Genomic DNA, 24,299 nt, shown 5'->3' on the forward strand with positions numbered 1-24,299 from the left:
ACGAACGGCCAGTCTCCGGAGTAAGCATGTAAGCACCTGCTTACAAAGGGATCCGGGGAGTCGTTGGCATGACCACCACGCACACCGCACCGCTCGCCTACCCGTTCAACGAGGAGGCGGGCCTCGCGCTCAACGAGGCCTACGCCGCCGCTCGCGAGAACGCCGGGATGATCCGCGTCCAGATGCCGCACGGCGAGGCCGCCTGGCTCGCCACCCGCTACGCCGACGCCCGGCTCGTGCTCGGGGATCTGCGGTTTTCCCGCGCGCTGGCGCAGGAAAGCGACGAACCGCGGATGTCGGAGTACCGGCGTCCGGGCGGCATCCTCTCGATGGACCCGCCCGACCACACCCGGCTGCGCACGCTCGTCGCGAAGGCGTTCACCGCGCGCCGGGTCGAGGAACTGCGCCCGCGGGTCGCGCGGCTGGCTGCCGAGCTGATCGACCAGATGCGCGAACACGGGCAACCGGCTGACCTGGTCGATCTGTACGCGCTGCCGATCCCAGTGGCGGTGATCTGCGAGCTGCTCGGGGTGCCGGTGGGCGACCGGCCGCAGTTCCGCGAGTGGAGCGACGCGGCGTTGTCGACCACGCGGCTCACGCCGGAGGAGCTGGAGCGCAGCCGCGAGGAGCTGCGGGCGTACATGGCTGGGTTGATCGCCGAGCATCGCGCGCAGCCGCAGGACGATTTGATGACCGCGCTGATCGAGGCGCGCGACGTCCGGGATCGGCTCACCGAGGAGGAGCTGGTCGATCTGTGCGTCGGGATTTTGGTGGCTGGCCACGAAACTACCGCCAGCCAGATTCCCAATTTCGTCTACGCGTTGCTGGATCAGCACGAGCATTGGGAACGGCTGTGCGCGGATCCGTCGCTGATCCCGACCGCGGTGGAGGAACTGCTTCGGTTCGTGCCGCTGGGCGCGGGGGCCGGGTTCGCGCGTTATGCGAAGGAGGACGTCCAGGTCGGCGATGTCCTGGTGCGCCAAGGGGAACCGGTGCTGGTGGCGATCGGCGCGGCCAACCGGGACCGGCTGCAGTTCGGTACGGCGGACCAGCTCGTGCTGGACCGCGGCGACAATCACCACCTCGGGTTCGGGCACGGCGTGCACCACTGCCTGGGCGCTCCGCTCGCGCGGCTGGAGCTGCAGGAGGCGTTGCGGGCGTTGACGCGCGAGTTGCCGGGGCTGCGGCTGGCCGGGGACATCGAGTGGAAGACGCAGATGCTGGTCCGCGGACCGCGGTCGATGCCGGTGGGGTGGTGACGATGGCCTGGAAGGTCGAGGTCGACGAGGGGACGTGCCTGGGCAGCGGGATGTGCGCGGCGCTGCTGCCGGAGACGTTCAAGCTGGACGGGGCCACCGCGCGGGCGGTCACGGAGACGGTCGAGCCGGACGAAACGGTGCTGGACGCGGCGGATTCGTGCCCGGCGATGGCGATCACCGTGCGAGACGGAGCCGAGGTCGTCGGCCCGCGGCCCTAGACTGCTCGGCCGAAGACGCCGTCCTCGGTGACCACCGCGGTGATCAGCGCGTGCGGCGTGACGTCGAAAGCCGGGTTGAAGACCGCTGCTCCCTTCGGCGCGATCTGGGCTCCGCCGAACTCCGTCAACTCGGCACCGGCGCGTTCCTCGATGGCGATGTCCGCGCCGGTGGCGACGGATTTGTCCACAGTGGACGTCGGCGCGACCACCACGAACGGCACTCCGTGGTGCGCGGCGGAAATCGCCAGCCCGTAGGTCCCGATCTTGTTGGCGACATCGCCGTTCGCCGCGATCCGGTCCGCGCCGACCAGCACGCAGTCCACCAGTCCGCGCGCCATCGCCGCGGCCGCCGCGCCGTCCGGTTGCACGCGGTAGGGCACCCCGGCTTGCTCGAGCTCCCAAGCGGTGAGCCGGGAACCCTGCAGCAACGGCCGCGTCTCGTCCACCAGCACCGACTCCACCAGGCCGCGGGCGTGCAGGTGCCAGACGACGCCGAGCGCGGTGCCCCACGCGACGGTCGCCAAGTGCCCGGTGTTGCAGTGGCTGAGCAGCCGCAACGGCCGGCGCGGGCACGCGTCCAGCACGACTTCCGCCGCGTGCGCCGACGCGGTGCGGTTGCGTTGCTCGTCCTCGTCGAGCATCGCCTTGGCCTCGGCCAGCACCGCGTCGGCTCCGTGCGGGAGCCGGGCCAAAGCGCGCTGGACGCCCCAGGCCAGGTTGACCGCCGTCGGCCGGGCGCGCGCGATCCGGTCCGCTTCCGCCCGCACGTCCCCGCCCTGGCAGGCCGCCAGCGCGACCCCGAGCGCGCCTGCCGCGCCCAGCGCCGGCGCGCCGCGGACGGCGAGCCGTTGGATCGCGTCGACCAGTTCGGTCACCGTGCGCAGCGTGAGCGTGCGGTACTCGCCCGGAAGCGCGACCTGGTCCACGATCACGATCGCCCCGCCGGCCCAGTCGACTGTCCTGCGCATACGCCCTCCCGTCCGGAAATCCCGTGGCGGAACGCCGCTCCGGTGAGCGACGATCCGCCTCGTGACCATTGAACGGCAGAACCCGCCCGCTCTGCATCCGACTCCCGGCTACCACCACGTGACCACCACCGACGCGCGCCGCACCGTGCACCTCGCCGGCCAGTGCCCGCTGACGGCCGGCAGCGAGGTCGTTCCCGGCGGCGTGCTCGCGCAGGTGGACCAGGTCGTCGCCAACACCGAGGCCGCGCTCGCGCACGCCGGCGCGGCCCCGGAGGACGTCGTGCGCACGGTGATCTACGTGGCCACCTCCGACCAGCCGACCCTTTCCGCGGTGTGGCAGCGGTTCACGAACTCCTCGCTCGCCGCGGCCTTCACCACCGCGAGCACGCTGGTCGGCGTGACCTGCCTGGGCTTTTCGGGCCAGCTCGTCGAGTTGGACGTGACCGCCGCGCTCGCCTGAGTCACCGCCCGGCGGCGGCCAGACTGCAGCGGGACACTGTGTCGGTCAGCTCCGCGCGGTCGAGATTCCGGCCGATGAGGACGAGCTTGCTGACCGGCGGTTGCGCGCCCCATTCGCCGGCGTCGGTCAGTTCGTAGATCCGGTGCACGCCCTGCAGCACTGTCTTGCGGTCGAAGGCGAGGATGCCCTTGAACCGGTACAGGTCGTCGCCGCGTTCGGCCAGCAGGGCGGTGAGCCACTGCTCGAACGCGGCGCGGTCCAGGGGGTAGTCGAGTTCGATCGAGACCGATTCCAGCGTCGGGTCGTGGTGGTGCGCGTCGTCCTCGAGCCAGTCCGGGTCGGCGGCAATCGTGCGGTTCAGGTCGAAGGCGTTGATGCCGAGGATGTCGTCCAGGTCGACGCTGCCGTAGCTGGACGTGAGGATGTCCGCGGTCGCGTTGACCGAGCGCAGCTGCGTGCGCAGTTCCTCGATTTCCGGCTCGGCGACCAGGTCGATCTTGTTCAGCACGATCCGGTCGGCGAACGCGATCTGGTTGCTCACCTGGCCGCCGACGCCGTCGTGCTCGCCCTCTTCGAGATGGCTGCCGACGTGCCGCGCGTCGACCAGCGTCACGATCGCGTCCAGCGCGAAGGCCGAGGACACCTCGTCGTCCACGAAAAACGTCTGCGCGACCGGGTTCGGGTCGGCCATGCCGCTGGTCTCGATGAGGATCCGGTCGAACCGCTCGCGACGGCGCAGCAGCGACTGCAGGATTTCGATCAGATCGGTGCGCGCGGTGCAGCACAGGCAGCAGCCGTTGCTCATTTCGATGATCTTCTCGTCGCCGCCGAGCACGAGCGCGTTGTCGATCGGGATCTCGCCGAATTCGTTCTCGATCACCGCGATCCGGTGCCCGTGGTTCGCGGTGAGGATGTGGTTGACGAGCGTGGTCTTTCCGGAGCCGAGAAAGCCGGTCAGAACGGTCACCGGGATTTTGGCCATGACGATTCCCTCCTTAAACGTTCCCGCCGAGGATCCGGCGGGCGTGCTGGCGTGCTTCGTCCGAGACGACGATGCGATCGCCGTCGAACCGCGGGCCGCGGGTGGCGTCCAGGCCCATCCGCGACGTCGTGCCGTCCGAACCCGACGACGGGTCGAGCGGGGAGCCGGGCAGGCCGTCCACCGTGAACAGGTCCTGGTGCGGCTGGAAATGCGTGGCGAGCGCCCACAAGACGTCGCTGTCGCTGGTGACGTCGACGTCCTCGTCCACCGCGATCACGGTCTTCACGTACGGGTCCCAGCCGAGCAGGCCGAGCATGACCTGCCGCGCCTGCGCGGGCCGTCGCTGGCGAAGCGCGACGTAGCAGTGGAAATGCGTGCCGGACGTCGGGTAGTGCACGGCGGTGACGTCCGGGAAGCGTGCCTTGAGTTTTTCCGCCATTTCCGATTCTCGAGGCACTCGGGCGAGATTGAGATGCTCGTCGGTGTTGCCGCCGACGACGTCGATGAGCATGGCGTCGTTGCGGCGCAGGATCGTTCGCACCCGGAGCACGTTGTTGGTCGAGCGATTCGAGGAATAGCCGGAGAATTCGCCGAACGGGCCTTCGTCCGCGTGCTCGGAAGCGTCGATCGTGCCTTCCAGCACGAAATCCGACCACGCCGGGACGCCGATGCCGTGCTTTGGAGTGCGCACCACTTCCAGCGGCTCGCCCAGCAATCCGCCGGCCACCGCGCGCTCGTCCACGTCGTAGCCGACCCGGGCGGACGCGGCCAGCATGAACAGCGGATGCCCGCCGAGCACCATCGCGACCGGCATCGGTTCGCCGCGTTCGGCGTACTTCTGCAGCATCCGCCACAGATCGCCGCGGGAATGCAGGCTGGTCGCCAATTCGGTGCGGGAATGCGGCATCGCCCGGTGGTAGCTGAGGTTGCCGACCCCGGTGTCCGGATCCTCGGCGACGATGATTCCGCTGGTGACGTAAGGAGAGCGGTCGCTGGCGAAATGCCGCAGCATCGGAATGGCCGCCAAGTCGACTTCGGTCGTCACGTTGTCCAGCACCGGACCGTTGTCGACCACCCTTGGCGGTACCGCGCGGAGGGCGCGCTGCTGATAAGCACTGTGCAAACCGGACGGTCCGGTATCGAGCATCCGGGCGATGCGCTCCCGCGAAGCGAACATGTTGCTGACCACCGGCACGTCGAGTCCGGACACCTTCCGGAACAGCACCATCTCGTGCCGTCCGGCCGCGGCGAGTTCGTAAATCACCCCGGTGACGCCCTCGTCGGCCGGGACGGGATCGTCGAGGACGAGCACATCGCCGGGGAACTCGTGCCGGTACTGGTCGACGAACGCGTGGGGATCTTGCCGGTGGTTCACCGCGAAACTCCTTGCGAGGCGGGCGGCCCTTCCCAGCGGGCGAACAGTTCGTGGTCGATGCCGAACTGGTCGAGCACTTTGCCGGTCAGGTGGGCGAGGATGTCCTCAATGGACTCGGGATTGTGGTAGAAGGCGGGCATCGGCGGCAGCACGGTCGCGCCCGCCTCGGTCACCGCCACCAGATTGCGCAGGTGCACGAGGCTCAACGGGGTTTCCCTGGCGACGAGCACGAGCGGACGGCGTTCTTTCAGCGTGACGTCGGCGGCACGGACGAGCAGGTCGTCGCTGTAGCCGTGCGCGATCCCGGCGACGGTTTTCATCGAGCACGGCACGACGACCATGCCCAGGGTGCGAAAGGAACCGGACGCGATCGACGCGGCGATGTCCCCGCGCGCATGGCGGACATCGGCCAGTTCGGCCACCTCGGCGGGCGGCCTCCCGGTTTCCAGTTCGATGGTGCGGTGCGCGGCGCGCGACAGGACCAGATGCGTTTCCACCGTGCCGAGCTTGCGCAGCGCGGTCAGCAGGTGAATGGCCAGGTGCGGGCCGCTGGCCCCGGTGATGCCGACGATCAGCCGGGGCCGCTGCGGTTCGGTGCCCATGACGTCCTTTCAGGACTGGGAGAGCTTCGCGACGGGTTCGGGGTGCGCGATCGGCTCTTCCGGCCGCCGTTTCCGCCGGGCGAAGAACAGCAGGTTCAGCAGAATCGCCAAGACAGTTCCGGTGGCGACGCCGCTTTTGAGGAAAACCTGTGCCGCGAACGGAAACTGCTTGTAGAAGTCCGGCGCGCCCGCCGGAACGAGCCCGACGCCGAGCGACAGCATGACGATCACGAGGTTGCCGGTCCGGTTGAAGTCCACTCGGGACAGCAGCTGGATGCCGGACACGGTCAGCGCCGCGAACGTCGCCACCGCGGCCGCGCCGATCACCGGTTGCGGGATCGCCGCGATCACCCGGCCGACCGGTTGCACCACCCCGAAAACGATGAGGATCATGCCGCCTGCCGCGACCGGGTACCGGCTGCGCACCTTGGTCAGCGCGACGAGCCCGATGTTCTGGCCGAACGTGGTGTAGGCGAACCCGTTGAAGACGCCGCTGAGCGCGGTGAGCAGTCCGTCCACCCGGAGCAGGTTGGCGATGTCGCGCGGCCCGACCTTCTTGCCGACGACCTGCCCGACGGCGAGCCCCTGTCCGGACGCCTCGACCATCAGTACGAAAATGATCACCAGGAACAGCAGAATCGACGGGATGTCGAAATGCAACGCTCCGTAATGGAGGGGTTTCAGCAGGCCGAAAACCGGGCCTTCGGCGACTCCGGCGAGGCTGCCCAGTCCGGTCAGCCATCCCACGATCGCGCCGACGGTCAGTGCGATCAGCATCGCGAGCTGTCCGAGCAGGCCGCGGAACACCCGGTAGAACACCGCGATCAGCGCGAGCGTGAACCCGGCGAGCGCGAGATTCGCCGGCGCACCGTAATTGTGCGCGGCCGGGTTGGACCCGGCGATGAGTTTCAGCCCGACCGGAATCAGCGTGAGCCCGATCAGCGTGATGACCGTGCCGGTGACGACTTCCGGGAACAGCTTGAGCAGTTTGCTGAACAACGGCGCGATCAGCACCCAGAGCACACCGACCACGAGCAGCGAGCCATACACTGTGGACAGTCCCTGCGTGCTGCCGATCAGCACCATCGGGACGATGCCGTTGGACGCGGCGCCGACCACGAGCGGCATCCGGATGCCGAATTTCCAGACGCCGAAAGCCTGCAGAATGGTGCCGATCCCGGCGAGCACCAGGTCGACGCTGACCAGGTCGGCGATCTGCGCCTGCGGCAGGCCCAGCCCGGCGCCGACCACGATCGGCACCACGACGACACCGGCGTACATCACGAGCACGTGCTGCAGGCCGAGCAGCACCAGCGGGCCGAATCGGGGACGTTCGTCCACGGGGGACAGGGGAGACGGGCGACTGGCCATGATTCCCTCACCTCGTTGGGCCGGCGGGGCCGGGAGGACCGGGCCGGGGCGGATCGCGGGGCGTCGCCGGAGCCGGACGGGCTGCCGGCGGCGAGGACCCCCGGCCGCGCGCGAATCCTGCCGCCGCACCTACGGGGTTGGGGTGGTTCCGAAGATTTTTCCTTCCCTGCAAGGAGTTTCGACTATGGTGCATCGGGAACCGCCGAGGGTCAATACCCGGGCGCGGCTTCGCCTCCGGTGCGCGGAGCCCGTTCGCGGCGGTTGAGCACGAGGTTCAGCAGGAAGGCCGCGATGCCGCCGGCCGCGATGCCGCTCGTCAGCACGGTCTGCACCACGACGGGCAGATGCCGGTAGAACTCCGGCGCGCCGACCGGCAGCAGGCCGAAGCCGAACGAGATGGCGACGATCAGGATGTTGCGGCCGTTGCTCAGATCCGCCTGGCTCATGATGCGCAGGCCGACCGCGCCGACGGTGCCGAACATGACCACGCCGACGCCGCCGAGCACCGGTCCGGGCAGCGACGCGACGGCCGCGCCGAGCTTCGGCACCAGGCTCATCAGCACCAGCACCGCGCCCGCGGTGGCGACCACGAACCGGCTCAGCACCCGGGTGATGCTGACCAGGCCGACGTTCTCGCCGAAGGTGACGACGGTGAACGAGCCGAACACGCCGGCGAACGCCGTGCCGATCCCGTCCGCGCGCAGAGCCCGGGAAATCTCGCGCGGCCCGACGTCGCGGCCGACGATCTGCCCGATGGCGAGCGTGTCGCCGGTCGATTCCACCATGTTCACCAGCTGCACGATGATCATCGGCAGCAAGGCGGACAAGGCGAACGTCGGCAGGCCGAATTCGAACGGCCGCACCACGCCGACCCAGTCCGCCTGCCCGACCGGGCTGAAGTCCGCCATGCCGAGCGGAATCGCCACGAGCGTGCCGACCGCGAGAGCGATCAGGATGGCGAAACGGCGCACCGCGGGCGGCGCGAACCGTTCCAGGCACACCGTGAGCACGATGGTGCCCAGCCCGAGAATCAGCCGTCCGGCCGAACCGTGGTCGGCGGCGCCCGGATTGGACCCGGCGATCAGCGTCGCGGTCGAGGGCAGCAGCGAGAACCCGATGATCGCGATGATCGTGCCGGTGACGATCGGCGGGAAGAACCGGATCAGCTTGCTGAACCACGGTGCGACCAGCCAGGTCAGCAGGCCGGCGACGATCGTCGCGCCGAAGACCGCGGGCAGGCCGGCCTCCTTGCCGACGATGATCGCCGGGGTGATGCCGGTGAAGGTCGAGCCCATCACGATCGGCAGCCGGACGCCGACGTTGCCGATCCCGAGCGTCTGCAGCAGCGTCGCGATGCCGCTGACCAGCACGTTCGCCGTGATGAGCGTGGCGATTTGCGCGGTGGAGAGGCCGACGCCGAGCCCGATCAGCAGCGGCACGGTGACCATTCCGGAGTAGGCGACCAGCAGGTGCTGGATGCCGAGCGGGAGCAGCTGCCGGAACCGGGGAACGGTGTCGACCGCGTCGCGGGTCGTGGCTTCGGCTCGGGTGGTGCGCGGACGGAATCGCATGGTTTCCTCCACAGCGGGGAAGGGGGAGCGCGGATCACCGCGCCCAGGGAGTGAGCAGTCCGCCCATGCCGCTGCGCTCCAGCAGCCGGGCCGCGTGCCGTTCCGCCTCGTCGGCGGCGGCCGCTTCGTCGACGCGGACGCACTGTCCGGCGCGGTAGACGATCTCGCCGCCCACGATCGTCAGCTCCACATCGGACCCGCGGGCGGAGTAGACGAGGGCGGCGACAGCCCGGTGCACCGGGCGCACGTGCGGACGGTCGAGCGCGGTCACGATGACGTCGGCGAGTTTGCCCTCGCCGAGCACGCCCGCGTCGATTCCGGCGTAACGGGCCCCCTCGCGGGTGGCCATTTCCAGCGCGTCCTCGGCCCGCAACGCCGTCGGGTCCAAAGTGGCCGTTCGCTGGCCGAAAACGCTGAGTTTCATTGCCTCGAAAAGATCTTGCCGGTGGCCGCAGCTGGGACCGTCGGTGCCCAGCGCGACCGGGACGCCTTGCCTGCGCATGCTCGCGATCCGCGCGGTGCCGGAAGCGAGGTAGCCGTTGGACGCCGGGTTGTGCGAGACCCCGGCGCCCGCTGCCGCGACCTGCTCGATTTCGGCTTCGTCCAGCCAAATCGCGTGCGCGAGCGTGGCCCGTTCGTCGAGCAGGCCTTCTTTCGCGAGCCATTCGACCGGCCGGACCCCGTGGGTTTCGAGGTAGCTGACCGGGTCGGTCTTGCTCTCGCAGCAATGGGTGTGCCAGCGAGTGCCGAATTCCCGGGCGAGTTCGACCGTCCGGCGGACCAGTTTCTGTTCCACGTAACAGAGATTGAGCGCTGCGGGCCACACGGAGACCTTCGAGCCGGGCGGCCGGTGTCGCATCGCCTCGCGGGTGATCGCGAATTCGTCCTCGCTCGAATACCGGAACAGTTCGACCGGCTGGCCGCGGCGGTCGGCGATCTCGGTGCGTTCGCCCAGCATGCCGCGCGCGACCGCGCCGCGAAGCCCGGCTTCCTCGATGACGTCGGCGACGGCGAGCGTCGTGTCGAGATCGCTTGGCGCGTAATGGTTGTCGATCACCGTGGTGATGCCGGCCCGCAGCGCCTCCACCGCACCGAGCCGCGCACCGGCCACCGCTTCCGGCCCGGTGATCGCGATCGAATACGGCCACATGAATTCGCACAGCCACGGCACGATCGACATGCCTTCGCCGAGGCCGCGAGCAAGAGCCTGGTAGAGGTGGTTGTGCCCGTCGACCAGGCCGGGCAGCACGGCTTTGCCGCGGCAGTCGACGGTCTCGGCGGCACGCCAGCGCTCGGCGCCCGGCCCTGCGCCGACGCCGGCGATCCGGTCGCCGAGGATCGCGACGTGGCCGTTGGGGTGGACTGTGCGCTGGTCGTCGACGGTCACCACGGTGCCGCCGGTCAGCAGGAGGTCGCAGGGTTCCGGTTCCGCAGCCGACATCGGGCCGCCCTTCCCCGGGCGGGGGCGGACCCGGCCCGGCGGTCGTCTCCAGCGCGCGGCTGGAGGCAGCTGGCCGAACGGTTGGCCCGAAACGGGAGGTCACCGGCGCCCGGCAGCGCCGCCGGGTCGTTCAATGCAAAGCCCTGCGGCGACCGGTGTCAAGAGCGCTCTCCGGAAAAGTCTTGCCGCGCAACGCATCCGGCGATCATGTGTTGACAGCGGGCGACGAAGGTGCTGGACTCGGTTGCGCCGGAGCGCGGATCGCGCTTCCGGGTCCCGTAGGTGCGGTGAAGCGCGGCCGGGGAGTCCTTTACTCAAGTCTTGCGTAAGGAGACATCCGGTGATTATCGATACCCATGTCCATCCGACGAATCTCGTCGACGAAGCCTGGCGGCACACCGGAACCCCGTTCACCGGCGAGCGCACGCTGGAGATGATGGACGGTCCATTCTGGATCAACGGCAAGCCGCGGCGCGTGGACGTCAGCTGCATCATGCCGCCGCCGGGGAACACGACCTGGCGCGAGGGCAACAAAACCGGCCGCGAGGGCATCCGCGAATACCAGGCGTACGTGACCTCGCTGGTGCAGCGGTACCCGGACCGGTTCGTCGGCAACTTCATGTACAACCCGCGGTTCGGGCCGGAAAACGGCGCCGCGGAGCTGGCCTTCCACGTGAAGGAATACGGCTACAAAATGCTGAAGCTGCACGCCAACATGCATTCCTACCGCCCGGACCGGGCGCTGGACTGGCTGCGGCCGGTGATGCGGGTGTGCGACGAGCTCGGCGTGATCGTGCTGATCCACACCGGGGACGGGCCGTACTCGATCCCGACCCAGTTCTACCCGATCATCCGCGAGTTCCCGAACGTCACGTTCATTCTCGGCCATTTCGGCATCCAGACCGGCGGCGTCTACTGTTTCGAGGCGTTCTGGATGATCCAGGACTCGCCGAACGTGATCGGCGAATCGGGCTGGCTGCTGCAGTCGCGGATCGTCGAATTCGCCAAGGAGATGAAGAAGAGCGACCTGGTCTTCGGCACCGATTCGCCGCCGAACGAGCCCGGCATGTGGGCGCGCGAACTCGAAGTGCTGTGCCACCAGCCGCCGCAGGGCCTGAACCTGTCCGAGGACGACCTCGAGGGCTACCTCGGCAACAACATGGCCAAGCTGCTCGGCCTCGCGCCGACGCCGCCGCCGAAGGACAAGGCGGAGGCGGAGGCGTATTTGCGCGGCGACATTCCGCAGGCTTCCGCGGCGAATACGCACGCGTCGCATTATCTCGGCTACACGCCCTCGGCGTGGGCAGAGGCCGCCAGCTCCTGATTTCCCGCCGCGTCGGCTGCGGGGTCACTCGCATCCGCAGCTGGCGCGCGCGGTCAGGCGGACGTCGAGGATCCGGTCTTCCGGCTGGGTGTTCTCCCTGAGATGGTCCAGAGTGGACACTGCCGCGTCGGCGAAATCGTCGAAGGAATGCCCGGCGGTGGACAGCGGGGGCCAGCTGTGCGCGGCGGCGTCGGTACCGCCGAAGCCGAGCACCGCAAGGTCTTTCGGCACTGTCAAGCCGAGTTCCGCCGCGACGGTAAGCGTGTCGAGCGCGAGGCCGTCCGCCGTCGCCATGATCGCGCGCGGCCGCTCGGGCGACTGCAGCCACCGCCGGATGTCCGCCCGTGCGGCATGCCGATCGAGGCCGGTGCGGACGACGTTGGCCGCGCTCCGCTTCGCCGCCCGCATCGCCTCCGTCCAGCCGCGGGCCCGATCGGCCACTGGCCCGGACCGTGCGGTCCCGGTGAGGCAGCCGATCTCGCGGTAACCGTGGCCGAGCAGGTGCTCGGTGGTCATCCGCCCGCCCGCCTTGTTGTCCAGCACCACGGACGGCGCGGCGCTGCCGGACGGGGCGCGGTGGTGCAGGTAGACGACCGGAACGTCCAAAGTGGAGTGAGTGGCCGCCGCGCCGGCGATCTCGGCGCGGACCAGCAGCAGCCCGTCGACCCGCATGTTCGCCAGCGATTCGGCGTACCGCAGCTCCTGCTCCCGGGAGAACGCCGAATTCCCGAGCAGGACAAGGGATCCGCGGGCGAACGCGGCCCGCTCGACCGCGTGCGTGAGCTGGGTGAAGTAGCCCTCGCTGCTGTCCGGAACGACCAGCCCGAGCACGTTGCTGCGGGTGGACCGCAACGCCCGCGCGACGAGGTTCGGCCGGTACCCGAGTTCGGCGATCGCCCGCTGGACCCGCTCCCGGGTGGCGGGCGCGACCGGACGCGGGCCGTTGTTGAGCACGTAGCTGACCACGGCCGGCGAGGTGCCCGCCAGCCGTGCGACGTCGTCCCGGGTGACCCGCTGCATGCGCCAGACGATACCCGAAGAGCCGTTGACAGTCCCGATCTACACGTGTTGAATCCCGTGCAGTCGGCAAAGCAGGAAAGCTGGTGGTCACTGTGGACTCGCTGGTACGCGCCGCGGAAACCGGAAAAGCCGCCGGGGTGGGCGAAAGCGCCCTCCGGCCGGACGGCGCGGCCAAGGTGACCGGCCGGTTCGCCTATTCCTCGGATTTGTGGATCGAAGGCATGGTCTGGGCGACCACGCTGCGCAGTCCCCACGCGGCCGCGCGGATCCGGTCCATTGACCCGAGCAAAGCGCTCGCCCAGCCGGGCGTGCACGCCGTGCTCACCCACGAGGACGTGCCGGGCGCGAAAACGTACGGAATGAAGTCTCCCGACCAGCCGGTCCTCGCCGTCGACGAGGTCCGCTACCACGGCGAACCGGTGGCGCTGGTCGCCGCGGACGACCCGGAAACCGCGCGGCAGGCGGCGAAACTGATCATCGTCGATTACAAACCGCTGACCCCGGTCACCGATCCGATGACGGTTCTGGACGAGGGCGTCCGTTCCATCCATCCGGACGGAAACCTGGTGCGGCACGTGAAGATCCGCCACGGCGACATGGCGCGCGCCCGGGCCGAAGCGGAGGTCGTGGTCACCGGCGAGTATGAGGTCGGCATGCAGGACCAGGCTTTCCTCGGTCCGGAATCCGGTCTGGCTATTCCTTCCGAGGACGGCGGCGTCGAGCTTTACGTTTCCTCGCAATGGCTGCACAAAGACCTCGAGCAACTGGCCCCTTGTCTGGGTTTGCCGCCGGAAAAAGTGCGGCTGACCCTGGCTGGAGTCGGCGGTGCCTTCGGCGGGCGAGAAGACCTGTCCGTCCACGTGCACGCCTGCATGCTGGCCCTGCGCCTCGGCCGTCCGGTCAAAATGTCTTACAACCGCTACGAATCCTTCTTCGGCCACGTGCACCGTCACCCGGCGAAAATGCGTTACGAACACGGAGCCACCAAGGACGGCCGCCTGGTCTACGTCAAAGCCCGCCTGGTTCTGGACGGCGGTGCTTACACCTCGACGTCGCCAGTAGTGATCGCCAATGCCTGCTACTTCGTCACTGGTGCGTACGACGTCCCGAACGCCGAAATCGACGGCCTGGCGGTTTTCACGAACAACCCACCCTGCGGTGCGATGCGTGGTTTCGGTGCGGTGCAATCGGCCTACGGCTGCGAGTCCAATATGGACAAGCTGGCGCGCGCACTAGGCATGGACCCGATGGAACTGCGCCTCCGCAACGCCATGACCACCGGCACCGTCCTGCCGACCGGCCAAGCCGTCGACGGACCCGCCCCGGTCGCGGAACTGCTGCAAGCCCTCCGCGATCGTCCTCTGCCGCCATCCGGTTCTCTGGACTTGCTCTCCCTGCCCGGCGGAGCCGCCAACACGACGCACGGCGAGGGGGTGCGTCGCGGAGTCGGCTACGCGGTCGGGGTGAAAGCGATCGGCTACTCGGGAGGCGTCGACGACATCTCGACCGCGCGAGTCGCACTGACGGTGGTCAACGGCGCCCCGGTGGTCTCGGTGCACACCGCTGCCGCGGAATGCGGACAGGGCGTCACCACGGTGCAGGCACAGGTGGCGAGCACGGAACTGGGCGTCTCCCGGGTAGTCGTCCTCCCCGCGGACACCCAAGTCGGCGACGCCGGTTCCGCGTCCGCTTCCCGGATGACGTGGATGTCCACCGGCGCGGTGCAAGGCGCCTGCCGTTACCTCGCCCGCGAACTCCTGCGCCGCGTTTCCGGCTCTTCCTTGGCCGACGACCAAGTCTTGGACAGCGCCGGACGCCCGGTGTGCTCCATCGCCGACGCGCTGGGTTCGGACACGCTTGAGCACACCTTCGAGTACCACCACCGCCCGACCCAAGGCATCGACCCGGAAACCGGCCAGGGCAACGCACACATCGCGTTCGCCTTCGCCGCGCACCGGGCGGTGGTGGACGTGGACGTCGAGCTGGGTTTGGTGAAGGTGGTCGAGCTGGCGACCGCGCAGGACGTCGGCAAGGCGATGAACCCGCTGGCCGTGGAAGGCCAGATCGAAGGCGGCAGCGTCCAGGGCCTGGGGCTGGCGCTGATGGAGGAAATCCTGGTCGACCGCGAGGGCCGGGTGCGGAATCCGTCGTTCACGGACTACCTGATCCCGACCGTGCTGGACGTCCCGCCGATGCCGATCAGCCTGTTCGAATTCCCGCACCCGGATTCGCCGTACGGCTTGAACGGCGTGGGGGAGCCGCCCACCCTGTCGTCGACGCCGGCGATCCTGAACGCCCTCCGCGACGCGACCGGTTTGGCCCTGCCGAACGCTCCCATCCGCCCCGACGACATCGCGCTGGGCTTGCGTGCCGCTTCGTGACTTCCCTGCCTCCCGGAGGTGCCCTCGTGGATTTCCTGACCCCGACGACCTGGGCCGAAGCCCTGGCGGTCAAATCCGACCGCCCGGACGCCGTCCCGTTGGCAGGCGGCACTGATGTCCTGGTCGAACTCAACTTCGACCACCGCCGCCCGCCCGCGCTGCTCGACCTCACCCGCGTCCGCGACCTGGCCGAATGGACCGAAAAGGACGGCCGGATCCGCCTGGGCGCGGGCGTGCCCTACACGCGAATCATCACCGAATTGGGCACTCGCCTCCCCGGCCTGGCGATGGCGAGCCGCACTGTCGGCTCCCCGCAAATCCGCAACCGAGGCACCGTCGGCGGCAACCTGGGCGCGGCGTCCCCGGCCGGAGACACCCACCCGATGCTGCTGGCCTGCGACGCGACAGTCGAGGTCGCGTCGGTGCGCGGCACCCGAATGATCCCGGCGACGGAGTTCTACCAAGGCGTGAAACGCAATGCTTTAGCCCCGGACGAGCTGATCGCCGCGATCCACCTCCCGATCGCGACCGGCCCGCAACAGTTCGCGAAGGTCGGCACCCGCAATGCGATGGTGATCGCCGTGTGCTCGTTCGCACTGGACCTGGCCCCGGAAACAGGCTGGGCAGGCGCGGCGATCGGATCGGCCGCCCCGACCCCGCGCCGGGCCACCGCCGCCGAAGACTTCCTCCGCGACGCCCTGGCCGAGCGCTGGGCCTCGCGTTCCCCGCTGCCGGACCCGCTCGTGCACCGGTTCGGCGAACTGGCCGCGAGCGCCGCGTCGCCCATCGACGACGTCCGGGGCAGCGCCGACTACCGCGTGCACGCGATCGCAGTACTGGCCCGCCGGACGTTGAGCTGGGCCTGGGAAGACTATCGGAAAGGCGGGCAGCCGAAATGCGCCTGAACCTCACGGTCAACGACGAGCCGCGCACCGTGGACGAGGTGTGGGAAGGGCAGAGCCTGCTCTTCGTGCTGCGCGACCAGCTCGGCCTGCCAGGCTCGAAAAACGCCTGCGAACAAGGCGAATGCGGTTCGTGCACGGTGTATTTGGACGGTACCCCGGTGTGTTCGTGCCTGGTCGCCGCCGGCCAAGCCGAGGGCAGAAACGTCCGCACGGTCGAAGGCTTGGCGGACGGCGACCAACTGGACGCAGTACAACAGGCCTTCGTAGACGCCGGCGCAGTCCAATGCGGTTTCTGCACGCCGGGTTTGGTGGTCGCCGCGCACGAGCTGGTGCACCGGGTGCCGACCCCGTCAGATCCGGAAATCCGCGAGGCATTGGCAGGCAACCTGTGCCGCTGCACAGGATACGAAAAAATCCTCGACGCGGTCCGGTTGGCTTCGGCTCGGGTTGGGGGTCGGCTTGACGCTGGTTTTGCGGAGTAGCTGTCCGGTCAGCAATCCCGCCTGTTCCAGGGTTCGCCGACGACTGTTCTCCCCGCCGCTTCTCCCTGCCCGGACCAGAGGAACCTGCCGATGCTGACTTTTGTCGTCTCGCCGGATGCTCTCTGCCCGGACCGTGCGCACCTGCCGATGCTGACCTGTCGTCCCGTCGATGCTCCTGCTTGGAAGACACGCCTGCCGACGCCGAGCTGTCCTCCCGCCGATCGGGCCCGATCCGCCGACCCGGCACCAGGAACCGCGCCCACAGCTGACCGCCCCCCGGCCAGAGCCGCCACGAGCCCCGGCCCGGTCCCGCCGGAATCTTGCGCCGTAGCCCTGGGCCGCGCAGCTCGCCCGAGCCACCCGCGACGACGACCCGCGACGACGACCCGCGACGACGACCCGCGACGACGACCCGCGACGACGACCCGCGACGGCAGGTTCCTCCGGACGCGTCGCGGACCCATGGTCCACCGCAGCGCCGGACGACTGCCGGTTCGTCCGAGCCGGCCCCGGCCCCGCTGTCCGCGGCGGCAACGCGCGTCCGTCGATTCGCCCAAAGCACAAGCCAGCCCATCCCGGACCCACACCCCGCCCCGGCACCCTGCTCCCGGCGACTCGCCCCAGCCCGGTCAGAGGCCCTTCATCAGATCCCTCTCCGTCACCCCCGGTCCCTGTCCTTCCCGGATGAACCATTCCGTCCCGAATGCCTCGCCGAACTTGTCGTCCGGCAGGGCCAGGAAGAACGACTCCTCGCTGATCTGGCTCCGGTGCGCGCGCATCGCCGCCCGCTTCGCCTTCAGGTAGGCCTTGACGTCCACCTCGGCGGTCAGTTCGGCTTCCGGTTTGCCGATGGCCATCTCCTCGTCCGGGCCGCCCTCTTCGCCCGCTGCGCGTGCGGCTTCGGCGGCTCGGCGGATCTGGTCCCGGTTCGCCGAACCCTGGTAGACCCGCGGCGTGCCCGCGAGTTCGGCCGCGCGCATGCCTACGCGGTGGACCTGGATGTGGTCCGGGTGGCCGTAGACGCCGAAGTCGTCGTACACCGTCAGCACGTCGGCCGACTCCTCGCGCAGGATCGCCGCCAGCCGCTCCGCCGCTTCCTCCACCGGGGCGGTCCAGAACGTGCCCGGAGCGTCGTTCGACGGGTCGCCCATCATTCCGGAGTCCTGGTATCCCAAGAACTCCACGCGCGAGACGCCCAGCACCTCGGCCGCCTCGTGCGTTTCCCGCACCCGGCGGTCCGCGAGCTGCTCGCCGTCGTCGAGCAGGCCTTCGGGGATCTCGCCCTTTTCTCCGCGCGTGGCCACTACGAGCACCACCCGGTGGCCCTCGTCGGCCGCCTTGCGCATCACGCCGCCGGTCATGATCGCCTCGTCGTCCGGGTGGGCGTGGAACGTCACCAATGTCGCCATGCCCACGAACCTACCGGCACCCACCGACAAAAACCGGCGCCCGCGGAAAACCGCTTCCGGAAAGCAGCCACACCCTCCATTGTGGACACGTCGCCCACACGGGTGGACCTGCCGCTTTACCCGCGCGAGGGGTCCCCTCGCGCGCTCCGGCGCTTGGCTTCTCCCGCCGCCCGGCTTACGTTGGGTTCCGCCGACCGAGGAGGCGTCATGGCAGAACGAACGAAATACATCCTGGACGAGGCCGATCTCCCGGCGCAGTGGTACAACGTGGTGCCGGACCTGCCCGAGCCGCCGCCTCCGCCGCTGCACCCGGGAACCCGCGAGCCCGTCGGGCCCGAGGACCTGGCCCCGCTGTTCCCGCGGGCGCTCATCGAGCAGGAAGTCACCACCGAGCGCTACGTCGACATTCCCGAGGAAGTCCGGGACGTCTACCGGCTCTGGCGTCCGTCCCCGCTCTACCGCGCCCGCCGGCTGGAGAAGGCGCTCGGGACACCGGCCCGGATCTACTACAAGTACGAGGGCGTCAGCCCGGTCGGCTCGCACAAACCGAACACCGCTGTGCCGCAAGCGTTCTACAACGCTGCCGAGGGCGTCACGCGGCTCACCACCGAGACCGGCGCCGGGCAGTGGGGGAGCGCGCTGGCGTTCGCGTGCGCGACGTTCGGACTGTCCTGCGGGGTCTGGCAGGTGCGGGCGTCGTACGACCAGAAGCCGTACCGCAAGCTGATGATGGAGACGTTCGGCGCGCAGGTGTACCCGAGTCCATCGGACCGGACCGCCGCTGGACGGGCGATCCTGGCGGAAAACCCGCGGTCGACGGGCAGCCTCGGAATCGCGATCAGCGAGGCAGTCGAGCAGGCCGCGGCGGATCCGGGTGCGCGGTACGCGCTGGGAAGCGTGCTCAACCACGTGCTGCTGCACCAGACGGTCATCGGCGAGGAAGCGCTCCGGCAGTTCGAACTGGCCGGGGACACCCCGGACGTGCTCGTCGGCTGCACCGGCGGCGGCTCCAACTTCGGCGGGCTCGCTTTCCCGTTCCTGCGGGAAAAACTGGCCGGCCGGATGAACCCGGTGATCCGCGCGGTCGAACCGGCGGCCTGCCCGACCCTCACCCGCGGCCGCTACGCCTACGACTTCGGCGACACCGCCGGTCTCACGCCGCTGCTGAAAATGCACACGCTCGGCCACGGCTTCATCCCGGACCCGATCCACGCCGGCGGCCTGCGCTACCACGGGATGTCGCCGCTGATCTCGCACATCTACGAATTGGGCCTCATCGAGGCGCTCGCGATCGGCCAGCAGGAATGTTTCGCAGCGGGGGTGCAGTTCGCCCGCACGGAAGGCATCATTCCCGCGCCCGAACCGACGCACGCGCTGGCCGCGTGCATTCAGGAAGCGTTGCGCTGCAAGGAGACTGGCGAAGAGAAGGTGATCCTGACGGCACTCTGCGGACACGCACACCTCGACCTCCCCGCGTACGGCGCGTATCTGGCGGGGGACATGGTGGACAACGAACTGCCGGACACGGCACTGGAGGAATCACTGGCGGCGCTTCCTTGAGGGGCGCGGGTGGCGGATTGGAGAGGAGAGGCTACGGGAGTTAGCGGACAGACGAAGCTGCGCTAGAGGGCTGGCAGGGAGGGCACGGCTGGCTGGTGCGCGGGCAGGGTCGGCTGGGGCTGCTTGGGCGGAAGCAGAACCCTGCCGGACCTAGCTGTGGCGGGTGCTCGTGGGGTGCTCGATGGAACTGCTGGCGTTCGGCGCCGGGTGGCGGAAGGTGGAAGCTGCCGGGGGGAGGGAGGAGGAGAATCTGTAGCGTGCGCTAGCCGGTTGACCTGGGCGGCGCGTACCTGCCGATCGACGCGCGCGCCCTGCGCTGGTGCGGCTGACGGCGTTCAGGCATCCCTGGCGAGGCGGGACCGGCGCGTTTCCAGGAACGTTCGCTCAGTCTCGTTGGTTGCCAACGCGATCGCCTCGGTATAAGCGGCCTCCGCTTCGGCCGTGCGGCCCAGGCGGGACAAGAGGTCTGCTCGGGTGGCGGGCAGCAGGTGGTAGCCGGGCAAGTCCAGTTCGTCCACCAGGGCCAGGGCCAGTTCCGGGCCGTGGACTTCGGCTACCGCGACGGCGCGGTTCAGGGCGACGACGGCGGTCGGGGTGTGGGCCAGGAGCTGGTCGTAGAGGGCCAGTACTTGCGGCCAGTCCGTCGCGGCGCCGTCGGTGTGGACGGCGTTGATCGCGGCTTGCAGCTGGTATGGCCCGGGCTGGCCGCGGCGCAGGCATTGCCTTACCAGGGCGTGGCCTTCGGCGATCAGGGACTGGTTCCACAGCGAGCGGTCCTGCTCGGCCAGCACTACCAGGACGCCCGAAGAACTGACGCGGGCCGGGCGGCGGGCTTCGATCAGCAAGAGCAGGGCCAGCAGGCCGTGGACTTCCGGTTCGTCCGGCATCAGGTCGGCCAGGGCGCGCGTCAGCCGCACGGCTTCCAGGCACAGGTCCGTTCGCACCAGGGGGCCGGAAGTCGAGGTGTAGCCCTCGTTGAACACCAGGTAGAGCACCGTGAGCACGGAGGCGAGGCGGTCGGGCAGGGCGGCCTCGTCGGGGACCCGGTACGGGATGCCCGCGTCGCGGATTTTCTTCTTGGCCCGGACGATGCGCTGGGCGATCGTCGGTTCCGGCACCAGGTACGCGCGGGCGATCTCGGCGGTCTCCAGGCCGCCCAGCAGGCGCAGGGTGAGGGCGGTCTGTGCCAGCGGCGACAGGGCCGGGTGGCAGCAGGTGAAGATCATCCGCAACTGGTCGTCGCGCACGGGGCCCGCCTCTGCTGGTTCGTCGGGCTGGTGGAGGAGCAGGGCTTGCGCGTGCCGGGCCTCCCGGGTGGATTCCCGGCGCAGGCGGTCGATCGCGCGGTTTCGGGCGGTGGTCACGGTCCAGGCGCCCGGATTGGCCGGCCAGGACTCGGCCCAGGCGGTGACGGCGGTGGCGAAGGCGTCCTGCACCGCCTCCTCGGCCAATCCGATGTCGCCGAGGAGGCGGGTCAGGGTCGCGACGCAGCGGCCGTACTCGGCTCGATAGACCGCGTCCAGCGTCACGCGACGTCCTCCGGGCCGTCGGCGAACGGGCGTACTTCGACGGGGCGGCCGCAAGCCTGCGCGCACTTGTCGGCCCAGGACAGGGCCTCGTCCAGGTCCGCGCATTGGACTACCCAGAATCCGGCGAGCTGCTCCTTCGTTTCGGCGAACGGGCCGTCGGTCATCGTGACGCCGCCGTTCGCGGGACGGACCACCGTGCTGGCGTGCGAGGGGCGCAGACCGCCGACGAACACCCAGGCGCCGGCCGCCTTCATGTCGTCGGTGACCTTGCCGGTGCGGGCCATCTGGGCGGCCAGTTCGGCACCGGTCTCCAGCGTCGTTTCGTCTGCGTGGACGGCCAGCAGGTACTGCTTCATCGCGAACTCCTCGACCAGGGGTCTCTTGCCTTGGCTACGAACGCGCGCCCCGCCTTTCGACACGTCGGCAAAAAACGCGGGAAAAACCTGTCACCGTTCTTTGGAGACGGTCGCCAGCAGCTCCGGGCCCCGCGCCGCCAGCCGTTGTTGGGCGAGCCGACCCCACCACCACGCGAGCGCGATGCCGGTCGCGATCCCGGCGGGGATGCCCAGCCACTGCAGCACCGGAAGGTCCGCGAGCTTCCCGGCCACGCACAGCGCCACCACCGGCAACGCACCGAGCACGATGAGCAGCGTGGTCGCCAGCATCAGGGCGGCTCGGGCGCACCCGGGCCGCCCGCCGGAGGACCACGGGCTGCCGCTGCGGCGTTGGTCCGGAAGCGGGAAGGCCAGGAAGACGGATTGCAGCATCAGGACCCCGGCGCCGGCGCCCAGCGTTGCCGGCACCAGGCCGAGGACCCACGGGTACGCGTCCGGGACGCCGGTGACGCCGGGCAAGACCAGGGCCAGCACCACGGCCACCGGGGCGACGATCAGCGCCCACGCCAGTTGGCGGCCGCGGATGTCCGCGCGTTCGGCACCGGGGACGACCAGCGTGTGCCACAGGGCGCTGCCGTCCATTCCGTACAGGTTGCCGGACTGCATGGAGGCGAAAAGCACCACTGCGACACCGAAATACGGCAGCATCACCGACCGGCCACCGCCGCCGGACAGGGCTGGCACGACGGTGATGACGAACCCGATGAGGAGCGTCGACAGCAGGGCGACGCGTCGGCGGGCGTCCCGCCACCAGGTGAAAAGCTCCTTGCGCGCCACGGCGCCCACCGGCGTCGAAGGCAGCAGGCTGCGCCGCGTGCGGGTGGCTTTCGCGCGGGTGCGGGAGGCGCCGCGGAAGGACGGCGTGGTGACCTGGCGGGCCAGCAACGCGCCCCAGAGCACGACCAGAACCGCCACTACACCGAGCAATGCGGCGAAGAGACCACCGGCGGTGCCCCATTCGCCGGTCCCGGCGGCGTGCACCGCGAGCGTGCCCCAGCCGGACGGGAGTGCGTGCACCACGCTGACGAAACCGGGCAGCTGGCCGTTGACGATCGCCGGGGCGACGCTGTTGATCACGTAGTTCACCGCGACGCCGGACAACCCGGTGAGCGCCACCAGGATGATGCCCAGTTCCTTGCCCTTGCGCGACGTCAGCAGCGCACCCAGCGCGGCCATCACCACGCGGTACAGCAGCACCACGAACGCCAGCTGCAGCACGGTGAACACGAGGCCGACGAGCGCGGCGCCGGGGCCGAACCGCAGCCCGTAGAACACCAACCCGAGGAACGCCAGCAGGCTCACCAGCGCGGTGACGCCCACGAAGCTCGCCGCGAGCAGCCCGACCGCCAGCTTGCGGCGGCCGATCGGCAGCAGCGCGAAGTGTTCCGGCCGCAGCGTGTCGTCCCCGCCGCCGGTCGCGATCGGGGCGAGCACCCATCCCGCCATCCACACCGCGTAGACCGAGGTGAGCAGGTCCACGGTGATCCGCGCTTCCGGAGCCGGGAACACCGCGATGCCGATGGTGACCAGAGCCGCCAGCAGGCCGAAGAGGCCGCCGACGATCATTCCGGCGATCTGCCGCCCGCGCAGCGAATTGCGCAGGACCCGCAGCTTCAGTCGGACGAGGACGCCAACCACGCCAGCCCCTCCGCTCCACCGGTCCGCCCGCCGACGATGTGCACGAACGCGTCCTCCAGCGTGCCTTCGCCCCGCACGTCGGCCACCGCGCCCGCGGCGACGACGCGGCCGCGCGTGATCACCGCGACGTGGCTGCACAGCTGTTCCACCAACGCCATCACGTGGCTCGACAGCACCACCGCGCCGCCGGAGGCGACGAACCGCTGCAGGATCGTGCGGATGGTCGACGCCGAAACCGGGTCCACCGCCTCGAACGGCTCGTCCAGCACCAGCAGCCGGGGGCCGTGCAGCAGCGCCGTCGCGAGGCCGATTTTCTTGCGCATGCCCGCGGAATAGTCGATGACGAGGGTGCGCTCGGCGTCCGTCAGCTCCAGCACGCCGAGCAGTTCCTGGGCGCGTTCGGCGACCGTGTCCGGCGCGAGCCCGCGCAGCAGGCCCATGTACGTCAGCAGTTCCCGCCCGGTGAGCCGTTCCGGAATGGACAATCCGTCCGGAAGAACGCCGATCAGGCTTTTCGCCCGTTCCGGTTCCCGCCAGACGTCCACGCCGAACACGCGCGCCTCGCCGGAATCCGGCCGGAGCAGGCCGACCGCCATCGACAGCGACGTCGTTTTCCCGGCTCCGTTGGGGCCGACGAGGCCGAAGAACGACCCGCGCGGCACTTCCAGCCGCACGTCGTCTGCTGCCAGCGTTGTCCCGAACCGTTTGGTGAGTCCGTAAAGCCCCATGGCCGCGTCGTCGGACACCGGTTCCCCCTTCCCGTGGTGTGCGCCCGACTGTACGCGGGGTCACCGACAAAAAGCGGGCGGAGTGGTCTCGGAAAGCCGCGGATCCGGATCGCCGGACATCGCCAGCAGCCCGCGCACCGCGCGCACGAGCTTGGGCCACGAGGCGGGTTTCCGGATGTCGCAGGCGCGCAGCAATTGGCGGAGCATGGTGAGCGTGTCGAAGTAAATCCGTTCGCACACCAGCTGTTCGTCCGCGTCGAAGAGGAAGTACGCGGTCATCCGGACCCGGAACCGCTGCCCGGTGGGCGGGATCTTCCCGAGCGGCCCGCGGTGGGTGCCGAGAAGCCAGAACTCGACGATCACCGCGTCGGCGCTGTGCCGCAGCGCGATGATTTCGTGGTCTTGATCGGGAAACGCGCGGCGCGTTTCGTCGTAGTACCCGCGCACCGCGGCATCGCCGTCGTGCACGGTCATCGTCGGGACGATCTCGTAGTGCGGATGCGGGAACGTCGCGAGCACGTCGTCCCAGTCCTGGCGCACCTCGTCGCGGAAGTGGTCGAGGACGAGCTTGTGCCGGGCACGCAGCACTTCGGGCGCGGGGATGGCCAACGGGTCCACGGGTTCCTCCAAACCGGAAGCCGCAATTTAACCCACGCTGTGGATTTAACGCAAGTGCGCCAT

Annotated in this window: 22 protein-coding genes; 8 read left to right on the top strand and 14 right to left on the bottom strand. The window is 69.6% G+C overall.

Annotated elements, in window-relative coordinates; genetic code table 11:
• The first annotated feature begins 68 nt into the window (after positions 1-68).
• Positions 69-1,259: a cytochrome P450 gene (locus tag F9C11_RS18215; RefSeq protein ID WP_409186066.1), complete on the top strand. Its 1,191-nt coding sequence runs from the start codon at positions 69-71 to the stop codon at positions 1,257-1,259.
• A 2-nt stretch (positions 1,260-1,261) separates the two neighbouring features.
• On the top strand, positions 1,262-1,477 hold the full coding sequence (locus F9C11_RS18220; RefSeq protein ID WP_409186067.1) for a ferredoxin: 216 nt from the start codon (positions 1,262-1,264) through the stop codon (positions 1,475-1,477).
• On the opposite strand, the gene mtnA is transcribed toward F9C11_RS18220, so the two are convergent.
• Positions 1,474-2,445 (bottom strand): S-methyl-5-thioribose-1-phosphate isomerase, encoded by a 972-nt coding sequence (gene mtnA, locus F9C11_RS18225; RefSeq protein ID WP_409186068.1) that lies wholly within the window; start codon positions 2,443-2,445, stop codon positions 1,474-1,476. The two genes, F9C11_RS18220 and mtnA, sit on opposite strands and share 4 nt — an antisense overlap.
• A 61-nt stretch (positions 2,446-2,506) precedes the next feature.
• Here mtnA and F9C11_RS18230 point away from each other — a divergent pair, with 61 nt between their 5' ends.
• Positions 2,507-2,905, top strand: coding sequence for a RidA family protein (locus tag F9C11_RS18230; protein ID WP_409186069.1), 399 nt, complete (start codon positions 2,507-2,509; stop codon positions 2,903-2,905).
• Position 2,906: 1 nt separating this feature from the next.
• On the opposite strand, the gene F9C11_RS18235 is transcribed toward F9C11_RS18230, so the two are convergent.
• The 6 genes from F9C11_RS18235 to F9C11_RS18260 all read right to left on the bottom strand — a co-directional run bounded on the left by F9C11_RS18235 (position 2,907) and on the right by F9C11_RS18260 (position 10,247).
• Positions 2,907-3,887: a CobW family GTP-binding protein gene (locus F9C11_RS18235; protein ID WP_409186070.1), complete on the bottom strand. Its 981-nt coding sequence runs from the start codon at positions 3,885-3,887 to the stop codon at positions 2,907-2,909.
• 13 nt (positions 3,888-3,900) lie between these two features.
• On the bottom strand, positions 3,901-5,262 hold the full coding sequence (locus tag F9C11_RS18240; protein ID WP_409186071.1) for a UbiD family decarboxylase: 1,362 nt from the start codon (positions 5,260-5,262) through the stop codon (positions 3,901-3,903).
• Positions 5,259-5,864, bottom strand: a complete 606-nt coding sequence (locus F9C11_RS18245) for a UbiX family flavin prenyltransferase (RefSeq protein ID WP_409186072.1) — start codon at positions 5,862-5,864, stop codon at positions 5,259-5,261. Before F9C11_RS18245 ends, F9C11_RS18240 begins: the two co-directional genes overlap by 4 nt.
• 9 nt (positions 5,865-5,873) lie before the next feature.
• Positions 5,874-7,205 (bottom strand): nucleobase:cation symporter-2 family protein, encoded by a 1,332-nt coding sequence (locus F9C11_RS18250; RefSeq protein WP_409186073.1) that lies wholly within the window; start codon positions 7,203-7,205, stop codon positions 5,874-5,876.
• Between the two features lie 239 nt (positions 7,206-7,444).
• Entirely contained in the window at positions 7,445-8,806 is a 1,362-nt protein-coding gene (locus F9C11_RS18255; protein ID WP_409186074.1) for a nucleobase:cation symporter-2 family protein, read from the bottom strand.
• 34 nt (positions 8,807-8,840) lie between these two features.
• The gene (locus F9C11_RS18260) at positions 8,841-10,247 is read right to left on the bottom strand and encodes an amidohydrolase family protein (protein WP_409186075.1); all 1,407 of its coding nucleotides are present in this window, start codon (positions 10,245-10,247) and stop codon (positions 8,841-8,843) included.
• 340 nt (positions 10,248-10,587) lie between these two features.
• Between F9C11_RS18260 and F9C11_RS18265 the strand changes: the two genes are divergently transcribed.
• Positions 10,588-11,571, top strand: coding sequence for an amidohydrolase family protein (locus F9C11_RS18265; protein WP_037370252.1), 984 nt, complete (start codon positions 10,588-10,590; stop codon positions 11,569-11,571).
• A 24-nt stretch (positions 11,572-11,595) separates the two neighbouring features.
• Here the strand turns inward: F9C11_RS18265 and F9C11_RS18270 are convergent, their stop codons facing one another.
• Complete coding sequence (locus tag F9C11_RS18270) at positions 11,596-12,591, bottom strand: LacI family DNA-binding transcriptional regulator (RefSeq protein ID WP_409186076.1); 996 nt, start codon at positions 12,589-12,591, stop codon at positions 11,596-11,598.
• Between the two features lie 92 nt (positions 12,592-12,683).
• On the opposite strand from F9C11_RS18270, the gene pucD reads away from it, so the two are divergent.
• From pucD to F9C11_RS18285, 3 genes are read left to right on the top strand one after another with little or no spacing between them, the layout of a single operon-like run.
• Positions 12,684-14,972, top strand: coding sequence for a xanthine dehydrogenase subunit D (gene pucD / locus F9C11_RS18275; protein ID WP_409186931.1), 2,289 nt, complete (start codon positions 12,684-12,686; stop codon positions 14,970-14,972).
• Positions 14,973-14,998: 26 nt separating this feature from the next.
• Positions 14,999-15,877, top strand: coding sequence for an FAD binding domain-containing protein (locus tag F9C11_RS18280; RefSeq protein ID WP_409186077.1), 879 nt, complete (start codon positions 14,999-15,001; stop codon positions 15,875-15,877).
• The gene (locus F9C11_RS18285) at positions 15,868-16,359 is read left to right on the top strand and encodes a (2Fe-2S)-binding protein (protein ID WP_409186078.1); all 492 of its coding nucleotides are present in this window, start codon (positions 15,868-15,870) and stop codon (positions 16,357-16,359) included. Before F9C11_RS18280 ends, F9C11_RS18285 begins: the two co-directional genes overlap by 10 nt.
• A 629-nt stretch (positions 16,360-16,988) precedes the next feature.
• Here F9C11_RS18285 and F9C11_RS18290 read toward each other — a convergent pair.
• Positions 16,989-17,768 (bottom strand): PIG-L family deacetylase, encoded by a 780-nt coding sequence (locus F9C11_RS18290; RefSeq protein WP_409186079.1) that lies wholly within the window; start codon positions 17,766-17,768, stop codon positions 16,989-16,991.
• A gap of 207 nt (positions 17,769-17,975) precedes the next feature.
• On the opposite strand from F9C11_RS18290, the gene F9C11_RS18295 reads away from it, so the two are divergent.
• Positions 17,976-19,328: a TrpB-like pyridoxal phosphate-dependent enzyme gene (locus F9C11_RS18295; RefSeq protein WP_409186080.1), complete on the top strand. Its 1,353-nt coding sequence runs from the start codon at positions 17,976-17,978 to the stop codon at positions 19,326-19,328.
• Positions 19,329-19,663: 335 nt separating this feature from the next.
• Here the strand turns inward: F9C11_RS18295 and F9C11_RS18300 are convergent, their stop codons facing one another.
• The 5 genes from F9C11_RS18300 to F9C11_RS18320 form a co-directional block, all read right to left on the bottom strand.
• Positions 19,664-20,857, bottom strand: coding sequence for an RNA polymerase sigma factor (locus tag F9C11_RS18300; protein WP_409186081.1), 1,194 nt, complete (start codon positions 20,855-20,857; stop codon positions 19,664-19,666).
• Positions 20,854-21,213 (bottom strand): YciI family protein, encoded by a 360-nt coding sequence (locus F9C11_RS18305; protein WP_409186082.1) that lies wholly within the window; start codon positions 21,211-21,213, stop codon positions 20,854-20,856. Before F9C11_RS18305 ends, F9C11_RS18300 begins: the two co-directional genes overlap by 4 nt.
• A gap of 90 nt (positions 21,214-21,303) precedes the next feature.
• Positions 21,304-22,890, bottom strand: coding sequence for a hypothetical protein (locus F9C11_RS18310; RefSeq protein WP_409186083.1), 1,587 nt, complete (start codon positions 22,888-22,890; stop codon positions 21,304-21,306).
• Positions 22,866-23,636: an ABC transporter ATP-binding protein gene (locus F9C11_RS18315; protein WP_409186084.1), complete on the bottom strand. Its 771-nt coding sequence runs from the start codon at positions 23,634-23,636 to the stop codon at positions 22,866-22,868. Before F9C11_RS18315 ends, F9C11_RS18310 begins: the two co-directional genes overlap by 25 nt.
• Positions 23,637-23,678: 42 nt before the next feature.
• Positions 23,679-24,236 carry an ester cyclase gene (locus tag F9C11_RS18320; RefSeq protein WP_409186085.1) on the bottom strand — a complete coding sequence of 186 codons (558 nt, stop codon included), beginning with the start codon at positions 24,234-24,236 and terminating at the stop codon, positions 23,679-23,681.
• Positions 24,237-24,299: the final 63 nt, after the last annotated feature.

The organism is Amycolatopsis sp. VS8301801F10 (assembly GCF_046195355.1).
Taxonomy (GTDB): Bacteria; Actinomycetota; Actinomycetes; order Mycobacteriales; family Pseudonocardiaceae; genus Amycolatopsis.

Bases quoted from the DNA above. Each gene is read 5' to 3' on its own strand.
- F9C11_RS18215 (WP_409186066.1), top strand. From the start codon at position 69: ATGACCACCACGCACACCGCACCGCTCGCCTACCCGTTCAACGAGGAG.
- F9C11_RS18220 (WP_409186067.1), top strand. From the start codon at position 1,262: ATGGCCTGGAAGGTCGAGGTCGACGAGGGGACGTGCCTGGGCAGCGGG.
- mtnA (WP_409186068.1), bottom strand. From the start codon at position 2,445: ATGCGCAGGACAGTCGACTGGGCCGGCGGGGCGATCGTGATCGTGGAC.
- F9C11_RS18235 (WP_409186070.1), bottom strand. From the start codon at position 3,887: ATGGCCAAAATCCCGGTGACCGTTCTGACCGGCTTTCTCGGCTCCGGA.
- F9C11_RS18245 (WP_409186072.1), bottom strand. From the start codon at position 5,864: ATGGGCACCGAACCGCAGCGGCCCCGGCTGATCGTCGGCATCACCGGG.
- F9C11_RS18255 (WP_409186074.1), bottom strand. From the start codon at position 8,806: ATGCGATTCCGTCCGCGCACCACCCGAGCCGAAGCCACGACCCGCGAC.
- F9C11_RS18260 (WP_409186075.1), bottom strand. From the start codon at position 10,247: ATGTCGGCTGCGGAACCGGAACCCTGCGACCTCCTGCTGACCGGCGGC.
- F9C11_RS18270 (WP_409186076.1), bottom strand. From the start codon at position 12,591: ATGCAGCGGGTCACCCGGGACGACGTCGCACGGCTGGCGGGCACCTCG.
- F9C11_RS18285 (WP_409186078.1), top strand. From the start codon at position 15,868: ATGCGCCTGAACCTCACGGTCAACGACGAGCCGCGCACCGTGGACGAG.
- F9C11_RS18290 (WP_409186079.1), bottom strand. From the start codon at position 17,768: ATGGCGACATTGGTGACGTTCCACGCCCACCCGGACGACGAGGCGATC.
- F9C11_RS18295 (WP_409186080.1), top strand. From the start codon at position 17,976: ATGGCAGAACGAACGAAATACATCCTGGACGAGGCCGATCTCCCGGCG.
- F9C11_RS18305 (WP_409186082.1), bottom strand. From the start codon at position 21,213: ATGAAGCAGTACCTGCTGGCCGTCCACGCAGACGAAACGACGCTGGAG.